General features: G+C 68.4%; 16 protein-coding genes. 3 read left to right on the top strand and 13 right to left on the bottom strand.

Going from position 1 to position 21,773, the window contains the following annotated elements; genetic code table 11:
- Positions 1–3 precede the first annotated feature (3 nt).
- The 3 genes from ptsP to ASD21_RS10615 all read right to left on the bottom strand — a co-directional run bounded on the left by ptsP (position 4) and on the right by ASD21_RS10615 (position 7,930).
- Positions 4–2,529 (bottom strand): phosphoenolpyruvate--protein phosphotransferase, encoded by a 2,526-nt coding sequence (gene ptsP / locus ASD21_RS10625; protein WP_056440420.1) that lies wholly within the window; start codon positions 2,527–2,529, stop codon positions 4–6.
- Between the two features lie 26 nt (positions 2,530–2,555).
- Complete coding sequence (locus ASD21_RS10620; RefSeq protein ID WP_235524869.1) at positions 2,556–4,874, bottom strand: family 20 glycosylhydrolase; 2,319 nt, start codon at positions 4,872–4,874, stop codon at positions 2,556–2,558.
- Positions 4,875–5,143: 269 nt separating this feature from the next.
- Positions 5,144–7,930: a TonB-dependent receptor gene (locus tag ASD21_RS10615; RefSeq protein ID WP_056440417.1), complete on the bottom strand. Its 2,787-nt coding sequence runs from the start codon at positions 7,928–7,930 to the stop codon at positions 5,144–5,146.
- Between the two features lie 257 nt (positions 7,931–8,187).
- Here ASD21_RS10615 and ASD21_RS10610 point away from each other — a divergent pair, with 257 nt between their 5' ends.
- Genes ASD21_RS10610 through nagA form a run of 3 tightly spaced genes read left to right on the top strand, consistent with a single transcriptional unit; the run spans position 8,188 to position 11,225 of the window.
- Positions 8,188–8,931: a GntR family transcriptional regulator gene (locus tag ASD21_RS10610; RefSeq protein ID WP_056440415.1), complete on the top strand. Its 744-nt coding sequence runs from the start codon at positions 8,188–8,190 to the stop codon at positions 8,929–8,931.
- A gap of 51 nt (positions 8,932–8,982) precedes the next feature.
- Positions 8,983–10,074, top strand: a complete 1,092-nt coding sequence (locus ASD21_RS10605) for an SIS domain-containing protein (RefSeq protein WP_056440414.1) — start codon at positions 8,983–8,985, stop codon at positions 10,072–10,074.
- The gene (gene nagA, locus ASD21_RS10600; protein WP_056440412.1) at positions 10,074–11,225 is read left to right on the top strand and encodes an N-acetylglucosamine-6-phosphate deacetylase; all 1,152 of its coding nucleotides are present in this window, start codon (positions 10,074–10,076) and stop codon (positions 11,223–11,225) included. The genes ASD21_RS10605 and nagA overlap by 1 nt, the downstream gene beginning before the upstream one ends.
- Before the next feature lie 110 nt (positions 11,226–11,335).
- On the opposite strand, the gene ASD21_RS10595 is transcribed toward nagA, so the two are convergent.
- From ASD21_RS10595 to ASD21_RS10550, 10 genes are all read right to left on the bottom strand, one after another.
- Positions 11,336–14,338 carry a TonB-dependent receptor gene (locus tag ASD21_RS10595; protein WP_442856970.1) on the bottom strand — a complete coding sequence of 1,001 codons (3,003 nt, stop codon included), beginning with the start codon at positions 14,336–14,338 and terminating at the stop codon, positions 11,336–11,338.
- A 333-nt stretch (positions 14,339–14,671) separates the two neighbouring features.
- Positions 14,672–15,151, bottom strand: a complete 480-nt coding sequence (locus ASD21_RS10590) for a hypothetical protein (RefSeq protein ID WP_056440409.1) — start codon at positions 15,149–15,151, stop codon at positions 14,672–14,674.
- Positions 15,148–15,732, bottom strand: a complete 585-nt coding sequence (locus ASD21_RS10585; protein WP_056440407.1) for a response regulator — start codon at positions 15,730–15,732, stop codon at positions 15,148–15,150. Before ASD21_RS10585 ends, ASD21_RS10590 begins: the two co-directional genes overlap by 4 nt.
- Before the next feature lie 3 nt (positions 15,733–15,735).
- Positions 15,736–16,122, bottom strand: a complete 387-nt coding sequence (locus ASD21_RS10580; RefSeq protein WP_056440405.1) for a hypothetical protein — start codon at positions 16,120–16,122, stop codon at positions 15,736–15,738.
- Positions 16,123–16,126: 4 nt separating this feature from the next.
- Entirely contained in the window at positions 16,127–16,702 is a 576-nt protein-coding gene (locus tag ASD21_RS10575) for a chemotaxis protein CheD (protein ID WP_056440404.1), read from the bottom strand.
- Positions 16,699–17,088, bottom strand: a complete 390-nt coding sequence (locus tag ASD21_RS10570; RefSeq protein WP_010918325.1) for a response regulator — start codon at positions 17,086–17,088, stop codon at positions 16,699–16,701. The genes ASD21_RS10575 and ASD21_RS10570 overlap by 4 nt, the downstream gene beginning before the upstream one ends.
- 4 nt (positions 17,089–17,092) lie before the next feature.
- The gene (locus tag ASD21_RS10565; RefSeq protein WP_056440402.1) at positions 17,093–18,121 is read right to left on the bottom strand and encodes a protein-glutamate methylesterase/protein-glutamine glutaminase; all 1,029 of its coding nucleotides are present in this window, start codon (positions 18,119–18,121) and stop codon (positions 17,093–17,095) included.
- Complete coding sequence (locus tag ASD21_RS10560) at positions 18,121–19,005, bottom strand: CheR family methyltransferase (protein ID WP_056440400.1); 885 nt, start codon at positions 19,003–19,005, stop codon at positions 18,121–18,123. Before ASD21_RS10560 ends, ASD21_RS10565 begins: the two co-directional genes overlap by 1 nt.
- Before the next feature lies 1 nt (position 19,006).
- Positions 19,007–19,474 (bottom strand): chemotaxis protein CheW, encoded by a 468-nt coding sequence (locus ASD21_RS10555; protein WP_056440398.1) that lies wholly within the window; start codon positions 19,472–19,474, stop codon positions 19,007–19,009.
- A gap of 4 nt (positions 19,475–19,478) precedes the next feature.
- Positions 19,479–21,773: a chemotaxis protein CheA gene (locus ASD21_RS10550; protein ID WP_056440396.1), complete on the bottom strand. Its 2,295-nt coding sequence runs from the start codon at positions 21,771–21,773 to the stop codon at positions 19,479–19,481.

Raw genomic sequence — 21,773 nt, 5'->3', positions numbered from 1 at the left:
CGCTTAGGCTCCAACCTTCAGGATTTGGGCCGCGAAGGCTTTGCAGAGATCTCGGACGGCCTCGGGCGAGGTCTGGTCCAGCGCCTGGCGCGCCAGGGCCCGGCAGGCCTCGACGTTCAGCGTCCGGACCAGGGCCTTGACCTCCGGCACGGTCGCGGCCGTGGCCGACAGTTCGGTGACGCCCAGCCCGATCAGCACCGGCACGGCGACGAGGTCGGAGGCCAGGCCCCCGCAGACGCCGACCCAGCGCCGATGCCTGGCCGCGCCGGCGCAGGTCTGGGCGATCATCCGCAGCACGGCCGGGTGCAGGGCGTCGATGCGGCCGGCCAGCTCCGGATTGCCCCGGTCCATGGCCAGCACGTACTGGGTCAGGTCGTTGGTGCCGATCGACAGGAAGTCGGCCTCGGCGGCCAGCAGGTCGGCGGTGACGGCGGCGGCCGGGGTCTCGATCATCACCCCCAGCTCGACGCGCTCCGTGACGCCCATCTCCCGCTTGGCCTCCTCGAGCACCGCGCGGACGGCGCGCAGCTCGTCGAGGCTGGCGATCATTGGGACCATGATCTTGCACTGGCCCAGCGGCTTCACACGAAGGATGGCCCGCAGCTGCGTCTTCAGCAGGTGCGGCCGCCACAGCGACACGCGCACGCCGCGCAGGCCCAGGGCCGGGTTCTCCTCGGCCGGGATCGGCAGGTAGGGCGCGGCCTTGTCGCCGCCGACGTCCAGGGTGCGGATGATCAGCGGGCGGCCGTCCAGGGCCGAGGCGATGGCCTGGTACTGGCGGGCCTGCTCGTCCTCGTCGGGCGGGGTCTCGCGCTCCAGGAACAGGAACTCGGTGCGCAGCAGGCCGCTGCCCTCCGCGCCGTTGGCGGCGGCGGCCAGGGCGTCGTTCAGCGAGCCGACATTACCGAACACCTCGATGCGGGCGCCGTCGGCGGTGCGGCTCTCCTGATGGGCGGCGGCCTTGGCGGCGGCCTTGCGCTCGTGGCGGGCGGCGATAGCGGTCTGGGCGCTGGCCAGCTGGGCGGCGTCGGGGCCGACGCGCAACGTGCCGTTCTCGGCGTCGAGGATCAGGCCCGCGCCCTCGGTGACGTCCAGCACGCCCGGGCCGGCGGCGACGACCGCCGGGATGCCCATGGCGGCGGCCAGGATGGCCACGTGCGAGGTCGGCCCGCCCTTGGCGGTGCAGAAGCCCGCGACCTGGCCGGCCTCCAGGCCCATCAGTTGCGAGGGCAACAGCTCGTCGGCCAGCAGGATGGCGCCGACCGGCAGGGTCCGGGCCTCGTCCTCCTCGCCGCTGAGGGCGCGCAGCACCTGGCGCTCCAGGTCGATCAGGTCGTCGACGCGCTCGGCCAGGCGGCGGTCGCCCAGGCCGCGCAGGGCCTCGACATAGCCGCCCACGGCGCGTCGCCAGGCGAAGCCGGCGCTCTTGCCGTCGGCGATCAGCCGGTGGGCCGAGGCGGTCAGTTCGGGGTCTTCCAGGAAGGCCAGGTGGGCGCCCAGGATGGCCTTGCGGGCGGTGTCGCCCTTTCCGGCGGCCTTCTCGATCCTGGCGCTCACCTGGGCCAGGGCGTCCTCCAGCGCGGCGCGTTCATGCCCGGCGCCCGCTCCGGCCTCGGTCACGACGATGTCGCTGGAGACGAAGCGCACGGCCTGGCCGATCGCCAGGCCCGGAGCGGCCATCACGCCGCGCAGCAGGCCGGGCTCGCTGGGCGGCGCCGCGCGGACGGCCTCGACCACGGCGGCCGGCGTGGCGGTCGGCGGCAAAGCCGCGCTCTCGCCCATGCCGCTCTCGATCAGCTCGACGATGGCGGCCACGGCGAAGTCGGCGTCCGGACCCGAGGCCACGACGCTGATGCGGTCGCCGTGGCGGATGGCCAGGGACATCACGCCGACCGGGCTCTTGGCGCTGGCCCGGCGGTTGACCGCGACCAGGGCCACCTCGGCGGCGAACTTGCGGGCGCTTTCGGCGATGCGGGCCGCCGGACGGGCGTGGACGCCATGCTGCAGGGGAACAATGACCTCGCGCGACACCTCGCCCTCGGCGATCGCCAGGACCGCGCCCGCGCCGCCCACCGGGGCCAGCTCCATCAGGAAGTCGCCGACGCAGGCGGCGTGGTCCTGCTCGCGCCGGACGATCTGGAAGGCGTCGGGATTGGTGATCACCACCGGGGTGATCAGGCTCTTGGCGCGCTGCGACAGCAGGTCCAGGTCGAAGCTGATCAGCGTGTCGCCGGCCTTCACCGCGTCGCCGTCCTTGACGTGGACCTCGAAGCCCTCGCCGCCCAGGCCGACGGTCTCCAGGCCCACATGCATCAGGATCTCGGCGCCGTTGTCGGCCCGCAGGGTGACGGCGTGGCGGGTGGCGTGCACGGCGATCACCCGGGCGTCGCAGGGGGCGTGCAGGGTCGAGCCCAGCGGATCGATGGCCAGGCCGTCGCCCAGCATGCGCTCGGCGAACACCGCGTCGGGCGCCTCGTCGAGCGGGGCGATCCAGCCCTTGAGCGGCGAGGACAGTACGAGATTGGCCACCGGTACGCTTCCTGCTTCCTGGAATTCTAGGTCTTGGTCTTGGTCGGGGTCAGCGTGACCTGGTCCAGAACCAGCGTCGGCTCGACCGTGCGCGCTGTAAAGGTCAGGCAGAGGTCATGGACGCCGCCCTGTTTGGGCAGCACGCCCGCCACCGTGGCCAGGCCCGGTCCGCGGGCGGCGGCGCCCAGCGGGATGGCGGCGATCCGCTGGCCCCCGCAGCCGTCGATCCGCACCTCCAGCTCCCCCTCGGGCGTGGCCGGGGCGCGCAGCGGGATCTTGGCCTTGTCGGCGCCGATCTGGAAGTTGAACGGGACCTGGCCGATGCGGGCGGTCAGGGTCAGGGGCGAGGACAGGTCCGCGCCCTTCCACACCCAGCAGGCGTTCATCAGGTTGACCGCGAACACGGCGCGAGGCCCGTTCAACGGCGCGTCGTCTTCAAGCGACAGGTTGATGCCGTCGCCGCAGAGCTCCAGTTGGTGGCTGTTGCGGGTGTTGGCCGCCAGCAGGCTGACGGGGTAGTCGCGGATCCGACCCAGGGCGTCGTCGCCCAGGAACGTCCGAGCCCGGACGGTCTTGCCCGGCGCGACGGCCAGGGCCGTTTCGTAGAGGCCGGACGCCTTGGTCGGGGCCTTGCCGTCGAGGGTGTAGCGGATCTCGCCCAGGCCCAGGCCAGAGGCCAGGGCGACGGAGACCCGGCCGCCGTCGGCGGGGCGCAGGGTGGCCTGAGGTTCGTAGGGCACGGTGTCGTGAGCCACGCCCAGCACGTCCAGCCGCGCGGTCTCGGCCGGCAGGCGGTCGGAGAAGCTCTTCCAGTCGCGCCTGGCCTCCGGCGTCCAGCCGTTCTCGGCCACGGCGATCAGGCGGGGGAAGGTCATCGTCTCCAGCCGCTCGTCGGTGCGCATGTGCTCGGTGAACGCGGTGGCCTGCAGGCCCAGGATGTGGGCGCGCTGGGCCTCCGTGAGCGCGGCGGGGGCGGCGTCGAAGTCGTAGACGTCCTTGAGGCTGACGATCTTGATCCGGCCGGGCGGCTCGTCGGCCGAGGCGCTCTGGCGGCGGTCCATGTAGAGCGTGCTGTCAGGCGCCAGCACCGCGTCGTGGCCCTGCGAGGCGGCGGCCACCGCCCCCTCGACGCCGCGCCAGGACATCACCGTGGCGTTGGGGGCCAGGCCGCCCTCCAGGATCTCGTCCCAGCCGATCATGCGGCGACCGCGGGCGTTGATGTGCTTCTCGGCCCGCTGGATGAACCAGCTCTGCAGGCCGTGCTCGTCCTTGACGCCCAGGGCCTGGATCTGGGCCTGGACCTCGGGGCTGGCCTTCCACTGGTCCTTGACGGCCTCGTCGCCGCCGACGTGGATGTAGGGCGAGGGGAACAGGTCCATGACCTCGTCGAGCACGTCGTTGAGGAAGCCGAACGTCTCGTCGCTGGGCTTGTAGAGGTAGGGGAACACGCCCCAGTCGCCCATGCTTTCGCGCGGCGGAGTCTTGGTCATGCCGAACTGGGGATAGGCGACCAAGGGCGCCAGGGCGTGGCCGGGCATCTCGATCTCGGGGACGATGGTGATCCCGCGCGCCGCGGCGTAGGCGACCAGGTCGCGCACCTGGTCCTGGGTGTAGAAGCCCTGGTACCGGATCGGCTTGCCGGTCTTGGGATCACGCCCCGCCGCCCCGGCCGGGACGCGCCAGGCGCCCTCGCTGGTCAGCTTCGGGTACTTCCTGATCTCCAGCCGCCAGCCCTGGTCGTCGACCAGGTGCCAGTGCAGGACGTTCAGCTTGTGGGCGGCCATGGCGTCGAGGATCGCCTTGATCGTATCGACGCTCTGGAAGTGGCGGGCGCTGTCCAGCATGAAGCCGCGCCAGGCGAAGCGCGGGGCGTCGTCGATGGCGACGGCGGGCAGTTGGGCGGGACCCTTGGCGGCGTCCTGCACGGCCAGCTGCCAGACGCTGACCGCGCCGTAGAACAGGCCGGCGCGCTTGGCGGCGGTGACGGTGACGCCGGTCGGGGCGACGCTCAGGGCGTAGGCTTCGGCCTTGTCGCTTGAGGTCGCGCCGCGCGCCAGGACGATGGCGGCCTCGCCGGCGGGCGGCGCGCCCTCCACTACGGCGGGCTTCAGGCCCCGGGCCTTCAGCAGCATGTCGGAGAGCTGGCCGGCCACGACGCGGGCCTCGACATCGCCCTTGGCGACGAAGATCCGGGTCCTGGCGGTCAGGGCGAAGGTCCCCTGCCCCATCGTCGCCTGGGCCGGCGCCGGGGTGAGGGTCAGGTCCGGTCCGTTCGTCGCGGGGGAAGCCGCGAACGCCGCGGACGCCAGGGTCAGCGCGGCGACGGACGCCGAAAGGACCGCCAAGGCTCTCAGGGCGCGCCCCCTGACGGTCGTCGGAGCGCATGGGGTCGGAAAGGTCATGAGGGATCGCTCACCCGCTGGCCGGCGGCAAAAAGCGGGCGGAGCGTTTGACCGCTCCGCCCCAGCTCCGTGCTTGCAGTCAGGAGGACTTTGGCTGCGATCGGCGGCGAGCAGGTCATGAGGTGATCCTGAACCATGCCGCCTCCGATGCAACGATCTCGGGAGGAAGGACGGGGCCTCCGGCGCGAACGCCGAAGGCCCCGGTACGCGGACTAGAACTTGAACCGGACGCCGCCGAAGACCATGCGGCCGTTCTTGTAGATACGGGCCGGACGGTTCTTGTCGTTGTCGTAGCTCTCGGTCAGCTTCTCGTCGGTCAGGTTGATCGCGTCGACGCTGAGCGAGATGTTCTCGGTCAGGTTGACGCTGGCCGAGGCGTCCAGCGACTTGATCGAGTCCGACCACAGCTCGCGGAAACCGCGCTCGGCGTCGTAGTCGACGAAGAATTTGGACCGGTAGTTGTACGAGAGGCGGGCGCTGAAACGCTCGTTCTCGTAGTAGCCGCTGACGTTGAAGATGTTCTTCGAGTTCGAAGGCACCGGCACGCCCGACGAGGACGAAGCGTCCGAGTAGGTGTAGTTGGCCAGCACGCCGAAGCCGTTCCAGACGGGCATCTGGAAGTTGATTTCGACGCCCTTGTTCTCGCCGCCGGCCACGTTGATCGGACGGCCGATGCGGTAGTTGCAGGTGTAAAGGTTGGTTCCGGTCAGCACGCAGTTGTTGGCCGGGTTGGTGATCCGCGCATCGGTCGGGTCGTTCAGCTGGAGCGGCTGGCGCTCCACGAACGCGCCCTGGACGATGTAGGTCGAGATGTCCTTGTAGTACAAACCGACCGCCAGGATCGACTGCGGCGCGAAGTACCATTCCACCGACGCGTCGTACTGGTTGGCGCGGTACGGATCGAGGTTCGGGTTGCCGCCGCTGCCGGTCAGCAGGGACTCGGTCAGCGAGGTGAACGCGGCCATCTGGGCGTAGTCCGGGCGCGACAAGGTGCGGCCAGCGGCCAGACGCAGGACCAGGTCGTCGCGCAGGTCGAACGAGAAGTTCGCGCTCGGCAGGACGTCCGTATACTCTTGGCCAGCGTCCACCGGAGCGATCAGGCCGAACGGGTTGTTGACCGCGCCCGGCGTGCCCGTCGGAACGCCGACCTTCCAGGCCGAGGTCTCGACCTTGGTCTGCACGACGCGCAGGCCAACGTTGCCGCGCCAGTTCTCGCCCTTGAGCTTGCCGAGGACATAACCGCCAACGGTCTTCTCGTTGAACGTGAAGCTTTCCAGCGGGCCGAAGTGGTCGCAGTTCAGCAGGCCGTCGCAGCCGGCGGCCTGGGTGGCGCCGATCGCGGAGTTCCACACCGCCGCCTTGGGCAGCGCGGCGTAGATCGCCTCGATCTTGTTCCTGTCGGCGGTCAGGTAACTGCTGATGACGCCCGGACCCTTGATGCCCTCCAGATAGTCGCTGGGGGTCAGGCCGCCTTGAACGTCGGCGAGCGAGCAGGGATGGCCGCCGCAAGCGGTGGCGCCCGGAGCGGTCCAGGGCAGGAGAGCGCGCCGCTGGCCATAGGTCTGGTCCACGTCGCGATCGTGGTCGGTGTATTTCAGGCCGAACTTGACCGAGGTGAAGACGCTGCCTTCGATGAACTTCTCGCCGTCGACGAAGGTGTAGAATTCGTTGTCGTCGTTGGCGGTGGTGTTGGCCGAGGCCCAGCCCAGTTCCATCTCATCATCGGCGGTGGCCGGATTGATGCTGCTGAACGACACCTTGGGCAGGCCGCCCGAGAGGTCGTAGCTGACGCCGGTGGCCGCGCTGGTTTCCCAGAACGGCTGCAGGTCGGTGGCGCCCTCGGCGTCGGTGTAGCCAACGCGAGCGTGGAACGTCCAGTCGTCGGCCGGACGATAGGTGGTGTCTAGGTCGATCGAGCGGACCTGGGTGTGGGCGATGCGGTCGATGGCGTCGAACACAACGCCCTGGCCACCGATCGCGTTGAACGTGCCCTTGGTCGCGGTGCCGTTGCTCAGTTGCTGGATGTTGAAGTTGGCCCCGGCGGCGCCCAGGCCCGAGATCTTGTTGGTGATCCAGGCCATGTAGTTCTGGTTGATGTTGTCGGCGTCCATCTTCGAATAGAGGCCGGTCAAATTCACGTCGAGCTTGTCGGTCGGCGACCACTGGACACCGATGTTCGCGCCCTTACGCTCGCGCGTCTGCTTGAAGTAGGACGAACCGATCAGGCTGGGGGTCACCGCCGTTTGGCCGGCGGGCAGGCCCGTGACGTTGCCCGAGGCGTTGGTGACGTTCTCGTAGCCCAGCACCTCGATGCCGTCGCGGCGGATCTCGCGCTTGTCGTAGATCAGGCCGCCCAGAACGCCGAAGGTCTTGGCGTCGTTGTGCCAGCTGAGCATGGCCGAGGCGCTCGGGGTGGTCTTGTCCGACTTCTCGTCCCACACGCCCTGGACCGAACCCGAGATCGAGATCGGCGCCAGGTCCAACGGATTGCGGGTATGCACGTTGACGGTTGCGCCCACGCCGCCTTCGTCGATGTCGGCGACCGGGCTCTTGAAGACCTCGACCTTGCCGACGATTTCCGACGGCAGCATCAGATAGTTGAAGCTGCGGCTGGCCTTGAACTGGTCGAGAATGAACCAGTCGGCGGTGGCGACCGCGTGGCCGTTCAGCAGGGTGCGGTTGAGGGTCGGGGCGGTGCCGCGAACCGAAATGCGCTCGCCTTCGCCGAACTCGCGCTGGATGGTGACGCCGGGAACGCGCTGCAGAGACTCAGCGACGTTCTTGTCCGGGAACTTGCCGATGTCTTCGGCGGTGATCACGTCGATCACGGCGTCGGCGTTGCGCTTGGCGTCGACCGAAGCCTGCAGCGAAGCACGAATGCCGGTGACGACGACTTCATCGACGGTGGTGGGCTTATCCTGCGCGAACGCGGGCGCGGCCGCCATCACCGCCAAAACGCTGGCGGACGCTGTTAGAATGGTCTTGTGGAAATTTCGCATACCCGGCTTCTCCCCTTTTTCCGGACCCTTGGGCCCGGAGCCGAACCCCAAGCCCAATCTGATACCAATTATCTGCGGACATCCGTAGAATGCGGTACTTCTCGGGCCTCGGAAGGCGACTGTGACGGAAATTTATCGGATGACAAGGCCAAAAAAGAACCAATTACAGACCATGTTCTTATTGGTACGAAAATGGTCATATGCTATCCCGGTGGTCATGGGGTGGCGCGGATTTGCGCGGGGGTGCCGAATTGACGATGTTTTCTGAACGGATCGGAGGGCTGGACCCGCAGGGCCAGGATCACGCGCCGCTCTACAAGCAGCTGCAGCGCGCGCTGCGCGAAGCCATCCAGAAGAAGATCCTCGCGCCCGACGACGCCCTGCCCGCCGAACGCGACATGGCCGAGGAGTTCAGCATCTCGCGCATCACCGTGCGCAAGGCCCTGGACGGCCTGGTCAGCGAGGGCCTGCTGACTCGTCGCCAGGGCGCGGGCACGTTCGTCGCCGCCCGGGTCGAGAAGAGCTTTTCCAAGCTGTCGTCCTTCACCGAGGACATGATCTCGCGCGGACGCACGCCGCGCAGCGAATGGATCAGCAAGGCCGAGGGCTCGGTCACCCCCGAGGAGTCGCTGACCCTGGGCCTGTCGCCCGGCACGCCCGTCTTCCGCTTCGCCCGCATCCGCTACGCCGACGGCGCGCCGATGGCCTTGGAGTACTCCACGATCGCCGGCTTCGCCCTGCCCTCGGCCGAGGTGGTGGGCGTCTCCCTCTACGAGGCGCTGGAAGCCACCGGCCACCGGCCCGCGCGCGCCCTGCAACGGCTGCGCGCGGTGCTGTTCACCGCCGAGCAGGCCGCTCTACTGGGCGTGCCGGTCAAGGACGCCGGCCTGCTGATCGAGCGCCGGAGCTTCCTGCCTGACGGCCGCACGGTGGAGGTCACTCAATCCTATTACAGGGGCGACGCCTACGACTTCGTCGCCGAGCTGAACGCCCTCTCCTGAGGGCCGCACTGAACGGGGTCCGCCCCGCGCGCTTATGTGAAGGAACGCGTCTTGGAGGCCAACGTCTTGACCCGACCCGCACCCCCCGCCGAACCCTCTTCCGGGCGTGGGCGGCTGACGGCGGAATCGACCCGCATGTTCCTCGAGGCCGGCCAGGCCTCGCAAGCTGTCGCCGCCCAGCTGAGCGCCAACGCCGCCCGCGCCGCCAAGATCGCCCAGCGCCTGCGCGCCAATCCGCCCCGCGCCGTCGTCACCTGCGCGCGCGGCAGCTCCGACCACGCCGCCACCTTCGCCAAGTATCTGGTCGAGACCCGCACCGGCGTTCTGACCTCCTCGGCCGCCCTGTCAGTCGCTTCCGTCTACGCCGCCCATCAGGACCTGGGCGACGTGCTTTATCTGGCCATTTCGCAGTCGGGCAAGAGCCCCGACCTGCTGGCCGCGGTGCAGGCCGCCAAGGCGGCCGGCGCCTTCGTCATCGCCCTGGTCAACGACACCGGCTCGCCCCTGGCCGCCCTGGCCGACGAAGTGCTGCCGCTGCACGCCGGCCCCGAGCTGAGCGTCGCGGCGACCAAGTCCTACATCGCCGCCCTGGCCGCCATCGTCCAGCTGGTCGCCGCCTGGACCCAGGACGACGACCTGACCGCCGCCCTGTCCACCCTGCCCGCCCTGCTCGCCGAAGCCTGGGCCCTGGACTGGACGCCGGCCGTCGAACGCTTGAAACTGGCCCGCAATCTGTATGTGCTAGGACGCGGCGTCGGCTTCGGCGTCGCCCAGGAGGCGGCCCTGAAGTTCAAGGAAACCTGCGGCCTGCACGCCGAGGCCTTCAGCGCCGCCGAGGTGCTGCACGGCCCGATGGCGCTGGTGAAGACGGGTTTCCCGGTGCTGGTCTTCGCCCAGAACGACGAGAGCCGCGACAGCGTCGACGCCATGGCCAAGGGCGTGACCGAGCGGGGCGGCGACGTCCTGCTGGCCGGCGCCGGAGAAACAGGCGCCGGCGTGCTGCCCGCCCTGGCCGCCCACCCCGTGATCGAGCCGATCCTGATGATCCAGAGCTTCTATCGCATGGCCAACGCCCTGTCGGTGGCGCGCGGCTATGATCCCGACAGCCCGCCGCACCTCAACAAGGTCACAGAAACCGTCTGATGCAGTCTGTTCTCGTCAATGGCCGCATCCTGACGCCGGAAGGGATCGTCGACGGCAAGGCCGTGGCGATCCGCGACGGACGGATCGACGGCGTCATGGACAGCGCTGACACGCCGCCAGGGTCGTTTGGCGGCGCCCCGCGCCACGACCTGGGCGGCGGCCTGCTGGTCCCCGGCTTCATCGACACCCAGGTCAACGGCGGCGGCGGGGTGCTGTTCAACGATTCGCCCACCGTCGCGGCGATCGCCGCCATCGGCGCCGCCCATCGGCCCTACGGCACGACGGGCTTCCTGCCGACCCTGATCAGCGACGACCTGGCCGTGGTCGACGCGGCCATGCGCGCGACCGAACAGGCCATCGAGGCCGGCGTGCCCGGCGTGCTGGGCGTCCATATCGAAGGCCCGTTCCTCAATGTGAAGCGCAAGGGCATCCACGATTCCAGCAAGTTCCGGACCCTCGACGACGAGGCCGTGACCCTGCTGAGCTCGCTCAAGCGCGGCAGGACCCTGGTGACCCTGGCGCCGGAGACCACCACGCCCGAGATGGTCCGTCGTCTGACGGTCGCCGGAGTGCGCGTCGCCGCGGGCCACACCAACGCCGCCTACGCCACGGTGCGCAAGGCGCTGGACGCCGGCCTGACCGGCTTCACCCATCTGTTCAACGCCATGTCGCCGCTGGCCAGCCGCGAGCCCGGCGTGGTCGGCGCGGCCCTGGAAAACCAGACCGCCTGGTGCGGGATCATCGTCGACGGCCGCCACGTGGATCCGGCCGTGCTGCGCATCGCCCTGCGCACCCGTCCGTTGGACCGGTTCATGCTGGTGAGCGACGCCATGCCGACGGTTGGCATGATCGACAAGAGCTTCGATCTTCAGGGTCGGCATATCCGGGTGGTCGACGGGGTCTGCGTCGACGATCACGGCACCTTGGCCGGCTCGGACCTCGACATGATCGGCGCGGTGCGCAACGCCATGTCGATGCTGGGCCTGTCGCTGGAGAAGGCCGTGTCGATCGCCTCGGCGACGCCCGCCGCCTTTCTGGGTCTGGCGGGCCAGCGCGGGACCATCCGCGCCGGCCTGGCGGCCGATCTGGTGCTGCTGGACGACGACCTCCAGGTGCGCCGGACCTGGATCGACGGCGTCTCCAACACCTAGGATTGCCGCCTGTCCGGCGAACGCCGGGATCGGCGGATCCAGAGAAGACAAAAAAGAAGGGCGCTGGTTTTCACCAGCGCCCTTTGGTCGTTTCGGGGAGGAAATGCGACCTAGAACTTGTACTTCACGCCCAGATAGTACTGGCGACCGAAGTGCACGTACTCTTCCGAGATGCGGCGGACCGAGTCGTCCAGCTTGCTGTCGGCCTGGTCGGTGAGGTTGATGCCCTCGAAGGTGACCGTGAACTTGCCGAACTCGTAGCTGACCTGCGTGTCGACGTTCATGGTGTCTTCCTTGATCCGAACATCGTTGTTGTTCGTGGCCGCCGGGGCGACCTGGATCAGGTACTCGTCGCGATACGACGCCGAGACGCGGGCCTTGAACGGACCATTCTCGTAGTAGAGCGTGGCGTTGTAGGCGTTGGGCGACAGGTTCACCAGCGGCTGGGTGAGCAGCACCGCCGGGGCGGTCTGGACACGGGGCGTGCCGCCGTACGTCGGGTTCTTGATGACGTACTGGATGTCGCTCTTGACGTGGGTGTAGTTCAGGATGCCGCCGAACTTGTCGAACGGCGCCGGCAGGAAGGTGAACGGACGCTGGATGCTCAGCTCGTAACCCTTCAGCTTGCCGCCGGGGGTGTTGATCTGGGTCGTGACCGTGAACGGCGTGTCAGCCGTGTTGCCGTTCGACAGCAGGCTGTCGGGCAGCTCGGTTTCCGACCACGGCATGACGACGGCCGAAGTCTGGATGTAGGACTTGATGTCCTTCTGGAAGAAGCCCGCCGACAGCAGGGTTTCCTTGTCCGGATACCATTCGAAGCTGAGGTCCAGGTTGTTGGACAGCATCGGGTCCAGCTCGGGGTTGCCGCGCGTCAGGGTCTGGTTGGACTGGCTGATGCCGGTGTAGCCTGGGGTCAGGTTCTGCAGCTGCGGACGGGTCATCGTCTTGGCGGCCGAGAAGCGGATGAAGAAGTTCTCCAGCGGCTGAGCCGAGATGTTCAGCGACGGCAGGGTGTTGGTGTATTCGCGCGACGTGGTCTGGACCGCGTCGACGGGCACGGTTTCGTTGATCACCGTGCCGTTGCCGAGCGTGACGGGGACCGGCGCCGTGCTGCCCTTGTTGTAGTGGCCCAGGGCGTCCTGCTGGGTCTTCACGTAGCGCACGCCGAAGTTGCCGCGCACGGGAATGTTGAACAGATCCTGGTCGAAGTCGGCCTGCAGGTAGAAGGCGTTGTCCTTCTCGGTGATTTCGCGCAAGGCGCCCAGCTGGTTCAGGACGCTCAGGCGGAAGTCGCCGTAGTTGTTGATGCAGTCGCAGTTGTAGCCGTAGACCGACTGCAGCTTGGCCAGGTCGGGGGCGATCCACGAGGTCGGGGTGCCGGCCGGCAGATCCAGACCGCGGCCGAAGCCGGTGATCAGGCGCGAGACGTCGGCCACCGTGGCGCCGCCCGGCAGAGCGAAGCCCGCCTCGGCGGTGTAGGTGCTGCCGGTCGCGGCCAGGTTACGCGAATAGAGGCGCTTTTCCCACGAGTTGAAGCCGAATTCCTTCCAGGCCGCGCCGGCGCGCAGCTTCCAGCCGTCCATGACTTCGTAGTCGACGTCGGCGCGGAACGTCTTGAAGGTGTTGACCGCCTTGCTGGGACGCATGCGCAGCAGCGAAGCGTCGCCCTTGGCGGTGCTGTTGCTGTACTGGAAGTTGGCGGGATTGGTCGGATCGAAGCCGTAGTTGAACGACGGCAGCTTGTCGTTGGCCGAGTAGTCGTAGCTGTAGCCGTCGCTGTCGTAGCGGTCGAACGAGAAGGTCGTCTGGACCGGGTTGTCCTGGATCGAACGCGACTGGCCGTAGATGGCGCTGAAGTGGCCGCGATCACCGAACCGGGTGTCGTAGGTCAGGGTGAACTGGTTGAACTCGGTCGACAGATCGTCGTGGCGATACTCGACGCGGGCGTCGACGTCGTCGAACGTGCCCTTGATCAGGTTGCCCTTGTTGTCGCCCGCGAAGTTGACCACGTCGGTCTGGGGCAGACCCTGGCCGCTGCGGCTGAACGAGATGATTTCCAGATAGGTTTCGTCGCGGTCGTTGGTGAACTTGGCCAGCAGGGCGTCCAAGGTCAGGGTCGAGTTCTCGGTCGGACGCCATTGCAGCGAACCGGTCACGCCCAGGCGCTTTTGGTTGTACTCCAGGCGGCCGTAACGCGGAATGCGGGGGTGCCACAGATTGTTGGCGGTGCCAGTTTCAGCCGCGTCGGTGACAGTGGTGCCGCCGGTGACGCCGCCGATCTGGGCGCAGGTCAGCGGCGGGCCGCTGACGGGATTATAATTGCCGTTGTTGTTGCAGACCGTCGGCGTGCCGGCCCCCGTCGAGCCGGCAGGGCCGGGGAACATGGTCGAGGAGTTGCTGCTGACGCTGGGGTTTTCCCAACGGCCGGTCGAGGAGCCTTCTTCCAGCGTCTTGCGCTCGGCGTAGGCCACCGAGATCAGGGCGCCGATTTCACCGATGCCGGTGTCCCAGCGGTTGCTGGCCAGGAAGGTGAAGCGGGGATCGGTCTTCCGCGACAGATCGTTCCAGCCGAGCTTGGCGCCCATGCTCATGGCCGGGCCGCTGAAGTCGAACGGGCGCGAGGCCTGCAGGTCGATGATCGCGCCCAGCGAGCCTTCTTCGTTCGAGGCCGAGGTCGACTTGCGCACGGTGACGCTGTTGAACAGTTCCGAGGCGAAGATGCTGAAGTCGAACTGACGGCTGCGGTTGGCGCCGCCGGAGCCGTCCTTGCCGCCCGTGGTGGCCAGGGCTTCCAGGCCGTTCAGGCGCACGACGGTGAAGTCGGCGTTCAGGCCACGGACGGTGATGGTGCGGCCTTCGCCGCCGTCACGGTCGATCGACACGCCCGGCACGCGTTGCAGCGATTCCGCCAGGTTCAGGTCGGGGAAGTCGGCGATGTCTTGCGCCTTGATGACGTCGACGAGGTCGTTTTCGCGACGCTTCACGTCAAGGGCGTTGGCCAGGCTGGCCCGGAAGCCCGTGACCACGACCGCCTCGACGGTGTCGTCGGCGGGCGCGGGCGCGGGCGTTTCCTGCGCGGCGGCGGCTCCGGCCATCGCCAGCGCCATGAGCATGGCGCCGCTGGAAGCACCGAGCTTCAGCGCGCGAACGCGCTGCTTAGAGACCTGAGACAATGTATCCTCCTCCCGTGACCACGTTTCTTTTGAACGACGCTCTCGCATCGCCCGGCCGAGGGTGCGTACGCGCTTCACTTCCCGCGCGACCGCCCCCAGGCCGTCATTTTGACACCGGTGTCACATCTCTGTGAGATGTTGTCCTGACACCGGTAGCAATGTCAGCGGTATCAAATGAAACCGGTATTCACAAGATGGCTGAAGCGTGGCGAAACGTAGCGGGTCCGCGATCGTGTCGTTTCGGTCACATTCAGGCCAAGCTTGGCCCCCGGCCTAAAGCCCCTCGGACGCCTTCGACCCGCGCTGGCTGACCTTGTTGAGCCCCTCGATCACCGCGCGCCGCTGGTCGGGACCCAGATCGGCCGTCCGCAAAAGCCGAAGCGCGTTGATGTGGACGTCGACGGCGTCCCAGCGCCAGGCGTCGGCCTCCGCGCAGTTGTCGACCAGCGCGCAGAACGAGATCGCCGCCTGATCGACGCAGGACCCCGGCAGGAAGCCCGACACGTCGATGATCCGCAGGGCCAGGGTGTAGAGGTCCTGATAGACGCCGGCGGCGCGGGTGGCCGCCGCCGACTTGCCGAACCGGCTCTCGATCTCGGCCAGGGCGGCGTCGAGCACCGCCAGCGATTCGGCGCGCAACGGCTCCAGCGCCGCGTCGGCGGCCGCCAGGGCGTCCTTGGCCATCACGCCGCCGTCGGCCCGGACCAGCATCGACAGCCGGTTGGGCGCTCGGAATTTGCGGACGGTGTTCATGGTTTCACTTTCTCGGGGTCGGCCCCGCCCTGGGCCTGCGCGCCCGGCGGCCGGAGCGCCTGCGGGGGATCCTCGCGACGGCGCCCCTTGGCGCCGGGCGGGGGCCCGTCGTTCTTGAACCGCCGGTCGGGGCCCAGATAGGTCGCGCATTCGATGAACTGGCGATCTTCCTTGGCCGCCCACAGGATGCGTTCCAGCACGATCTTGGGCGTGATCGGCTTGGCGATCGTGAAGTTCGCGCCGGCGTCGCGCGCCTTGAACACGTGCGACGGCGGGGTGTGGCCGGAAACCAGGATCACCGCCAGGTAGCGGTTGGCCTCCAGGGCGCCGCGGCGCAGCCATTTGACCAGTTCGTAACCGTCGACCCCGGCCATGTTGGTGGCGCTGATGACCAGGTCGAAGGTGCGTTCGCGCAGCAGGGTCTGGGCCGCCTTGGCGCTGTCGGCGCGCGTCAGGTTGGTGACGCCGAAGCCGACCAGCACCTGGGCCAGCAGGTTCAGGGACGGGACGCTGTCGTCGACGAGCAGCAGCTCGACCTTTTCGAGATTGATGCGGGTCGAAGCGTGAAGCGGTTCGCGCATGGTCTAGAAGAAGTCGAGTTCGCCGGCCTCGGCGTCCCAGCCCGAATGGTTTTCGGCGTCGCGAAGACGCACCACCAGATCAGCCAGGCCAAGCCCTTCGAGCAGCGGCTCGACGGCCATGCTCCATTCCCCGGAAGCATGCTGGCCGATGCGGGTCAGGACGTCCGACAGGCCGTGCAGGCGCTGGCTCAACTCGTCCAGGGCCTGCAGACGCGACAGGTTCTCCAACGCCGCGCCGCCGCCGGCCAGATCGCCGGCGATGTGTTCGCAGTCGCGGCAGATCGCCGCCGCCGCCATCAGTTCCGCCGCCAGCCGACGCGACAGCTCGCCCACCCGCAGTTGCCCGGGGGTCTCGTCAGCATGAGGCAAGGCGCGCGGCTGGGCGGTCATAGGATCAGAACAGCTCCAGTTCGCCGCTGTGGGCGGCGGGGACGGGCATGGGCGCGGGACGACGGACTTCCATCGGCGCGTTGTCGACGGCGACCAGGCGCTGGCGAACCCGGCCGGAAGCCGGCCAGAACTCGACGCGCCGGGCCGACAGGCCGCCGGTGCTGGACGAGACGATCGGAATCCCTTCGTCGCGCAGGAAGCGCTCGGCGAACGCGGCGTTGCTGGCGCCCACGTCCGAAAGGCCGTCGAACAGCTTGCCGCCGCCGAAGATCTTGGCCTCGAGTCGGTCGCGGCGCGCGCCCTTCTTCAGCAGGCCGTTGATCAGCAACTCCATGGCGTAGGCGCCGTAGCGGACGGCGTCGCCATTGTCGTTGTTGGCGCGGCCGCCGGTGTCGGGCAGCAGGAAGTGGTTCATGCCGCCGATGCCGGTGGTCGGATCGCGCAGGCAGGCGGCGATGCACGATCCCAGCACCGTGGTCATCACCACGCTGGGGTCGGCCGACACATGGCTCTCGCCCTGAGTGACGTGAACCTTGATCGCCGGACCCGCTTCGTCGGGGTGGGGATCTCGATGGATCATGTCAGCTGGCCAAAGACCTGTTCGATCTTTTCCTTCAGACCCTGAACAGTGAACGGCTTGACGCAGTAGTTGTTGACGCCGAACTGCACCGCGCGCTGCACGAGCTCGCGGTCGGCCCGGCCGGTCAGCATGACGAAGGCCGTCTGGCGGATCGGCGGGTGCGAGCGCACCGCGCGCAGCAGCGCCAGCCCATCCATCTTCGGCATGTTGAAGTCCGAGATGACCAGGTTGGCCGGCTTGGCCAGCAGGTTCTTCAGAGCCTCCTCGCCGTCGGGAGCCTCGCGGATGTCCTTGAAGCCGATCTGCTGCAAGGCGTTGCGGATCAACGCCCGCATGGTCAGCTGGTCATCGACGACGAGAACGGAAATGGTGCTTGCTTGGGGCATGGGTTCATCGCCTCGCGGAGGCCAGATCGAGAATGGTTTGGCCCATGGAGGACAGGGTGACCTGTTTCTCCACCGCGCCGAGTTCAAAAGCCGTACGAGGCATGCCGTAGACGACGCAACTCTGCTCGTCCTGGCCGATCGTGCGGGCGCCGGCCTTGCGCATGGCCAGAAGTCCCTGCGCGCCGTCGCGGCCCATGCCGGTCAGGATGGCGCCGACCGCCTTGTCTCCGACGGCCTGGGCCACCGAATTGAAGAGCACGTCGACCGAAGGCCGGTGACCGCTGACGGGGTCGCCCTGGGTCAGGCGGCAGCGCAGCCCGGCCGAGCGCACGACTTCCAGGTGGGTCGCGCCGCCCGGAGCGACATAGACCTTGCCCGGCTCCAGCAGGGCGCCGTCGACGGCTTCCTGCACCTTGGCGCCGCTGGCCCGGTCGAGCCGGGCGGCGAAGCTGGCGGTGAAGGTGGCCGGCATGTGCTGGGTGATCACCGTCGGCGGGCCGGTCTCGGGGTACTGGCTGAGGATCGACAGCAGGGCTTCCACCCCGCCGGTCGACGAGCCGATCGCCACGATGTCGCCCGAGGGCAGGTAGTTCTGACGGCGCGGCGTCGCCGGCGCGGCGTCGGCCTTGGTCCGCACCGAGGCGCGGGCGGCGGCCTTGACCTTGTCGGTCACCTCGGCCAGCGCCTCGGCCGTGCCGGTCGCCGTCGTGGGCTTGCCCACGCAGTCGACCGCGCCCAGCTCCAGCGCGCGCAGGGTCATCTCGGCCCCGGCCTGGGTGAGGCTCGAGACCATGACCACCGGCATCGGCCGCAGGCGCATGATCTTCTCGAGGAACTCGATGCCGTTCATGTTCGGCATCTCGATGTCGAGGGTGACGACGTCGGGGTTCAGGGCCTTGATCATGCCCCGGGCCTCGAACGGATCGCCGGCGGCGCCGACCACCTCGATCTCGGGGTCGCGGGTCAGGGCGGCCGTGATCAGGCCCCGCATGGTGGCGGAGTCGTCGACGACGAGAACGCGAATCTTGGCCATCAGCGACCTCCCACCTTGCGATAGGCGGTCAGGCCGGCGCTTTCGAACGCCGTGACCGACGCGCCCACGCGTTCGGAGTGGCCGACATAGAGCTTGCCGCCCGGCGACACCAGCGGCGCGAAGCGCTGCCAGACCCGTTCCTGGGTGGGTTCGTCGAAATAGATCACGACGTTGCGGCAGAAGATGGCGTCGAACGGGCCCTTCATCGGCCAGCTGGGGCCGTTCAGGTTCAGCTCGCGGAACGCCACCATCTGGCGGGCGGCCTCGCAGACCCGGAAGCTGCGACGGTCATCGGCGTCACGCTCGAAATACTGGCCGCGCATGTTGGGGGGGATGCCTTCGAGGAGTTGCTCCTCGTAGACAGCCGTCCGGCCGGTGGCCAGCACGTTGGTGTCGATGTCGGTGCCCAGGATCCGGATGTCCAGATCGGCGGCGTTCGGCCACACCGACAGCACGGTGAAGGCCATCGAATAGGGTTCCTGGCCCGACGAGCAGGCCGCCGACCACAGGCGCAGGCGCCCGCCGGCCCGCACCTTGTCGACCATGGGCTCCAGGATGTTGGCGCGCAGGTCGTCGAAGTGATGCGGCTCGCGGAAGAACCGGGTGACGTTGGTCGTCAGCGCCCGGAGCATGTTCTGCTGCTCTTCGACATTGCCGTCCTGCGCGACGAACGTGCAGTACTCGGCGAAGGTCTTCAGGCCCAGGGTGCGCAGGCGCTTGGCCAGGCGCGAATAGACCAGCGTCGCCTTGCTGTCGGGCAGGCTGATGCCGGCCTGATCGTACAGCAGGGCCGCGATCCGCTTGAAGTCGGCGCTCGTGAAGGCGAACTCGCCATCGACGAGGGCCTCGCGGCGATCCGTGAAGGAGGCTGAGGGTGTGGTCATCTTAAGCGGCCAGGGCCTCGCGCTCGGGGAGCAGGCGATCCAGCGAGATTTCGCTGATCATTCGCCCTTCGATGGAAATGATGCCGCGCACGAAGTGACGAACGTTTTCGCACGCGATGTCCGGGGTCGGCTGGCACATCTCGTCGGTGATCGACAGGATGTCGGACACCGCGTCGACCAGCAGGCCGACCGTGCGGTCGCCGGCCTGGACGACGATGAACACGCTGCGCACGTTCGGCTCGGTGGTCTGCATGCCGATCCGGCACGCCAGGTCCATGATCGGCAGGACCGCGCCGCGCAGGTTGATCACGCCCCGCATGTAGGCGGGCGACTGCGGCAGGGTGGTCGCCGGGCTCCAGCCGCGAATCTCGCGGACGGCCATGATGTCCACGCAGTATTCCTGCTCACCCACGCGGAACGAGATCAGTTCGCGGGTTTCTTTGCTGGCGATGTGTGTGGGTTCGTTCATCGGGCTATTCCGCGGCGATGAGAGTGGGATCGGACGGAAGCGGCGGGCCGCGGCGGCGCAGATTGATCACCGCGTCGACGTCGAGGATCAGGGCCACCCGGCCGTCGCCCAGGATGGTCGCGGCGGCGACGCCCTCGACCTGCTGGTAGTTTTGCTCCAGCGACTTGATGACCACCTGGCGCTGGCCGTGGATGGCGTCGGCCACCAGGGCGGCGCGCGAGCCGTCCTCGCCCTCGACCAGCAGCACCACGCCGTCGGTCGCCGGCGGCGAGGTCGTGCGGTAGTTCAGGGTCAGGCCGACATCGATCAGCGGCACGAAGCTGTCGCGCACGGCCAGGACCGAGCCCGTCGGGCCCAGCGGCCGGATTTCCTCGGCCTTGGGGCGCAGGCTTTCGACGATGCAGGCCAGGGGAATGACCAGGGTCTCGCCGGCCACGTCGACCACCATGCCGTCCAGTACGGCCAGGGTCAGCGGCAGGCTGAGGGTGAAGGTCGAGCCCAGGCCCGGACGCGAGGTGATCGAGATGCGGCCGCCCAGGGCCTGCACCGAACGCTTGACCACGTCCATGCCGACGCCGCGGCCCGAGACGTCCGAGATCTTGTCCGCGGTCGAGAAGCCGGGGAGGAAGATCAGGTTGTCGATCTCTTCGTCGGTCAGGGTCAGGTCGGGCGAGATCAGGCCCTTCTTGACGGCGATCGACAGCACCCGCTCGCGGTTGATGCCCTTGCCGTCGTCCTGGACCTCGATGACGATCCGGCCGCTGCGGTGCAGGGCGGCCAGGCGCACGACGCCTTCCGGATTCTTGCCGGCCGCCTTGCGCTCCTCGGGGCTTTCCAGCCCGTGGTCGATGGCGTTGCGCAGCATGTGGGTGATCGGATCGGCCAGACGCTCGATGACCGTCTTGTCGACCTCGGTGTTCTCGCCGTCCATCACCAGGCGGGCCTGCTTGCCCGTCATGTTGGCGACTTCGCGGACCAGGCGCGGCATGCGCTGGAACACCGACTTCACCGGCTGGGCGCGGATGGCCATCACGCTGTCCTGGATCTGCCGGGTGAGCTGCTCCAGCTCATCCAGACCCATGGCCAGGTTCGAGGACGGGGCGATGCCGTATTCGCCGACCCGCTGGGCCAGCATGGCCTGGTTGATGACCAGCTCGCCGACCAGGTCGATCAGGTGGTCGATGCGCTCGGGATCGACGCGGATCACCGACTGGCCTGGACCGGGGACGTCGATCTGCGCGGGCTTCGCCGCCGGGGCGGCCGGAGCGTTGGCGGCGACCGGCGGCGCGGCGGGGGCCGGAGCCGTGACGGGAGCCGGAGCGGCGGCCTCGACCACCGGAGCGAGCGCTTCGACGGGGGCTTCGATCAGGGCCGTTTCCGGCGCCGACGCGGTTTCGAAGGCCGTTTCGGGTTCGGGCGCCGGAGCGGCGACATTCAGCAGGCTCGCCAGCACGTCGGCCACCGGGGCCTCGCCGCGGGTGATCTCCAGATCGCAGTCGCCGTCGACGAATTCGAAGACTTCGCGGATGGCCTCTTCGCCCTGCTCGGTCTCGAGCCGGACGCTCCAGGTGACGTAGGCGGCTTCGGGGTCGAGGAATTCCAGGGCCGGCAGGGCGCTGTCGTCCAGCGTCGCCTGGACCGGACCCAGCCGGCTCAGCTCGCGCAACAGCAGGGCGGTCTCGTTGGCCTTGCGATAGAGGTCCGATTTCGGACGGATCGACACGGTCCAGACGTTGTCCTCGAGCACGGCGGCGTCTTCGGCCTGCGCGTCGAGGCTGATGGTCATCGGCTGGAAGTCGAAGCCCAGATCGTCGTCGTCCATGCCGTCGTCGTCAGCGCCGATGACGATCGGCGCGGCGTCGACATACTGGGAGGTTTCGACCGGCGCGGCGGCGGCGGGCGCCGGAGCGGCGTTGGGATCGGTCCAGATCTTCAGTTCGGCGGCCATGGCGGCCGAGGCGGCCATGTCGACCGTGCCCAGTCCGCGGGCGGCGCTGACATGGTCGGCCAGCACGTCCGAAGCGCGCAGCAGGACCGCGGTCAGGTCCGGCGTGCTGGGGATCTCATTGGAACGCAGCGCGTCGAGCAGGGTCTCGAACACGTGGGCGAAGCGCACCAGCGGTTCCAGGCCGAAGGCTCCCGCCCCGCCCTTGATCGAGTGCACGGCCCGGAAAACGGCGTTGACGGTGTCGCCATCGTCGTTGCCGTCCTGCATGGCCAAGAGCCCGCCTTCAAGATCCGCGAGGAGTTCCTCGCATTCCTGAAAGAAGGTGACCTTGATGGCCTCTAGCTCGTCCAT

This window comes from Caulobacter sp. Root1455 (assembly GCF_001426905.1).
GTDB lineage: Bacteria > Pseudomonadota > Alphaproteobacteria > Caulobacterales > Caulobacteraceae > Caulobacter.
Note: the sequence above shows the minus strand (reverse complement) of the source record. Positions and strands in the feature narration are given on the sequence as shown.

What these genes read in the sequence shown, in the direction of transcription:
- ASD21_RS10615 (WP_056440417.1), bottom strand. Translation starts at nt 7,930, where the DNA reads ATGCGAAATTTCCACAAGACCATTCTAACAGCGTCCGCCAGCGTTTTG.
- ASD21_RS10610 (WP_056440415.1), top strand. Translation starts at nt 8,188, where the DNA reads ATGTTTTCTGAACGGATCGGAGGGCTGGACCCGCAGGGCCAGGATCAC.
- nagA (WP_056440412.1), top strand. Translation starts at nt 10,074, where the DNA reads ATGCAGTCTGTTCTCGTCAATGGCCGCATCCTGACGCCGGAAGGGATC.
- ASD21_RS10595 (WP_442856970.1), bottom strand. Translation starts at nt 14,338, where the DNA reads ATGCTCATGGCGCTGGCGATGGCCGGAGCCGCCGCCGCGCAGGAAACG.
- ASD21_RS10590 (WP_056440409.1), bottom strand. Translation starts at nt 15,151, where the DNA reads ATGAACACCGTCCGCAAATTCCGAGCGCCCAACCGGCTGTCGATGCTG.
- ASD21_RS10585 (WP_056440407.1), bottom strand. Translation starts at nt 15,732, where the DNA reads ATGCGCGAACCGCTTCACGCTTCGACCCGCATCAATCTCGAAAAGGTC.
- ASD21_RS10580 (WP_056440405.1), bottom strand. Translation starts at nt 16,122, where the DNA reads ATGACCGCCCAGCCGCGCGCCTTGCCTCATGCTGACGAGACCCCCGGG.
- ASD21_RS10575 (WP_056440404.1), bottom strand. Translation starts at nt 16,702, where the DNA reads ATGATCCATCGAGATCCCCACCCCGACGAAGCGGGTCCGGCGATCAAG.
- ASD21_RS10570 (WP_010918325.1), bottom strand. Translation starts at nt 17,088, where the DNA reads ATGCCCCAAGCAAGCACCATTTCCGTTCTCGTCGTCGATGACCAGCTG.
- ASD21_RS10565 (WP_056440402.1), bottom strand. Translation starts at nt 18,121, where the DNA reads ATGGCCAAGATTCGCGTTCTCGTCGTCGACGACTCCGCCACCATGCGG.
- ASD21_RS10560 (WP_056440400.1), bottom strand. Translation starts at nt 19,005, where the DNA reads ATGACCACACCCTCAGCCTCCTTCACGGATCGCCGCGAGGCCCTCGTC.
- ASD21_RS10555 (WP_056440398.1), bottom strand. Translation starts at nt 19,474, where the DNA reads ATGAACGAACCCACACACATCGCCAGCAAAGAAACCCGCGAACTGATC.
- ASD21_RS10550 (WP_056440396.1), bottom strand. Translation starts at nt 21,773, where the DNA reads ATGGACGAGCTAGAGGCCATCAAGGTCACCTTCTTTCAGGAATGCGAG.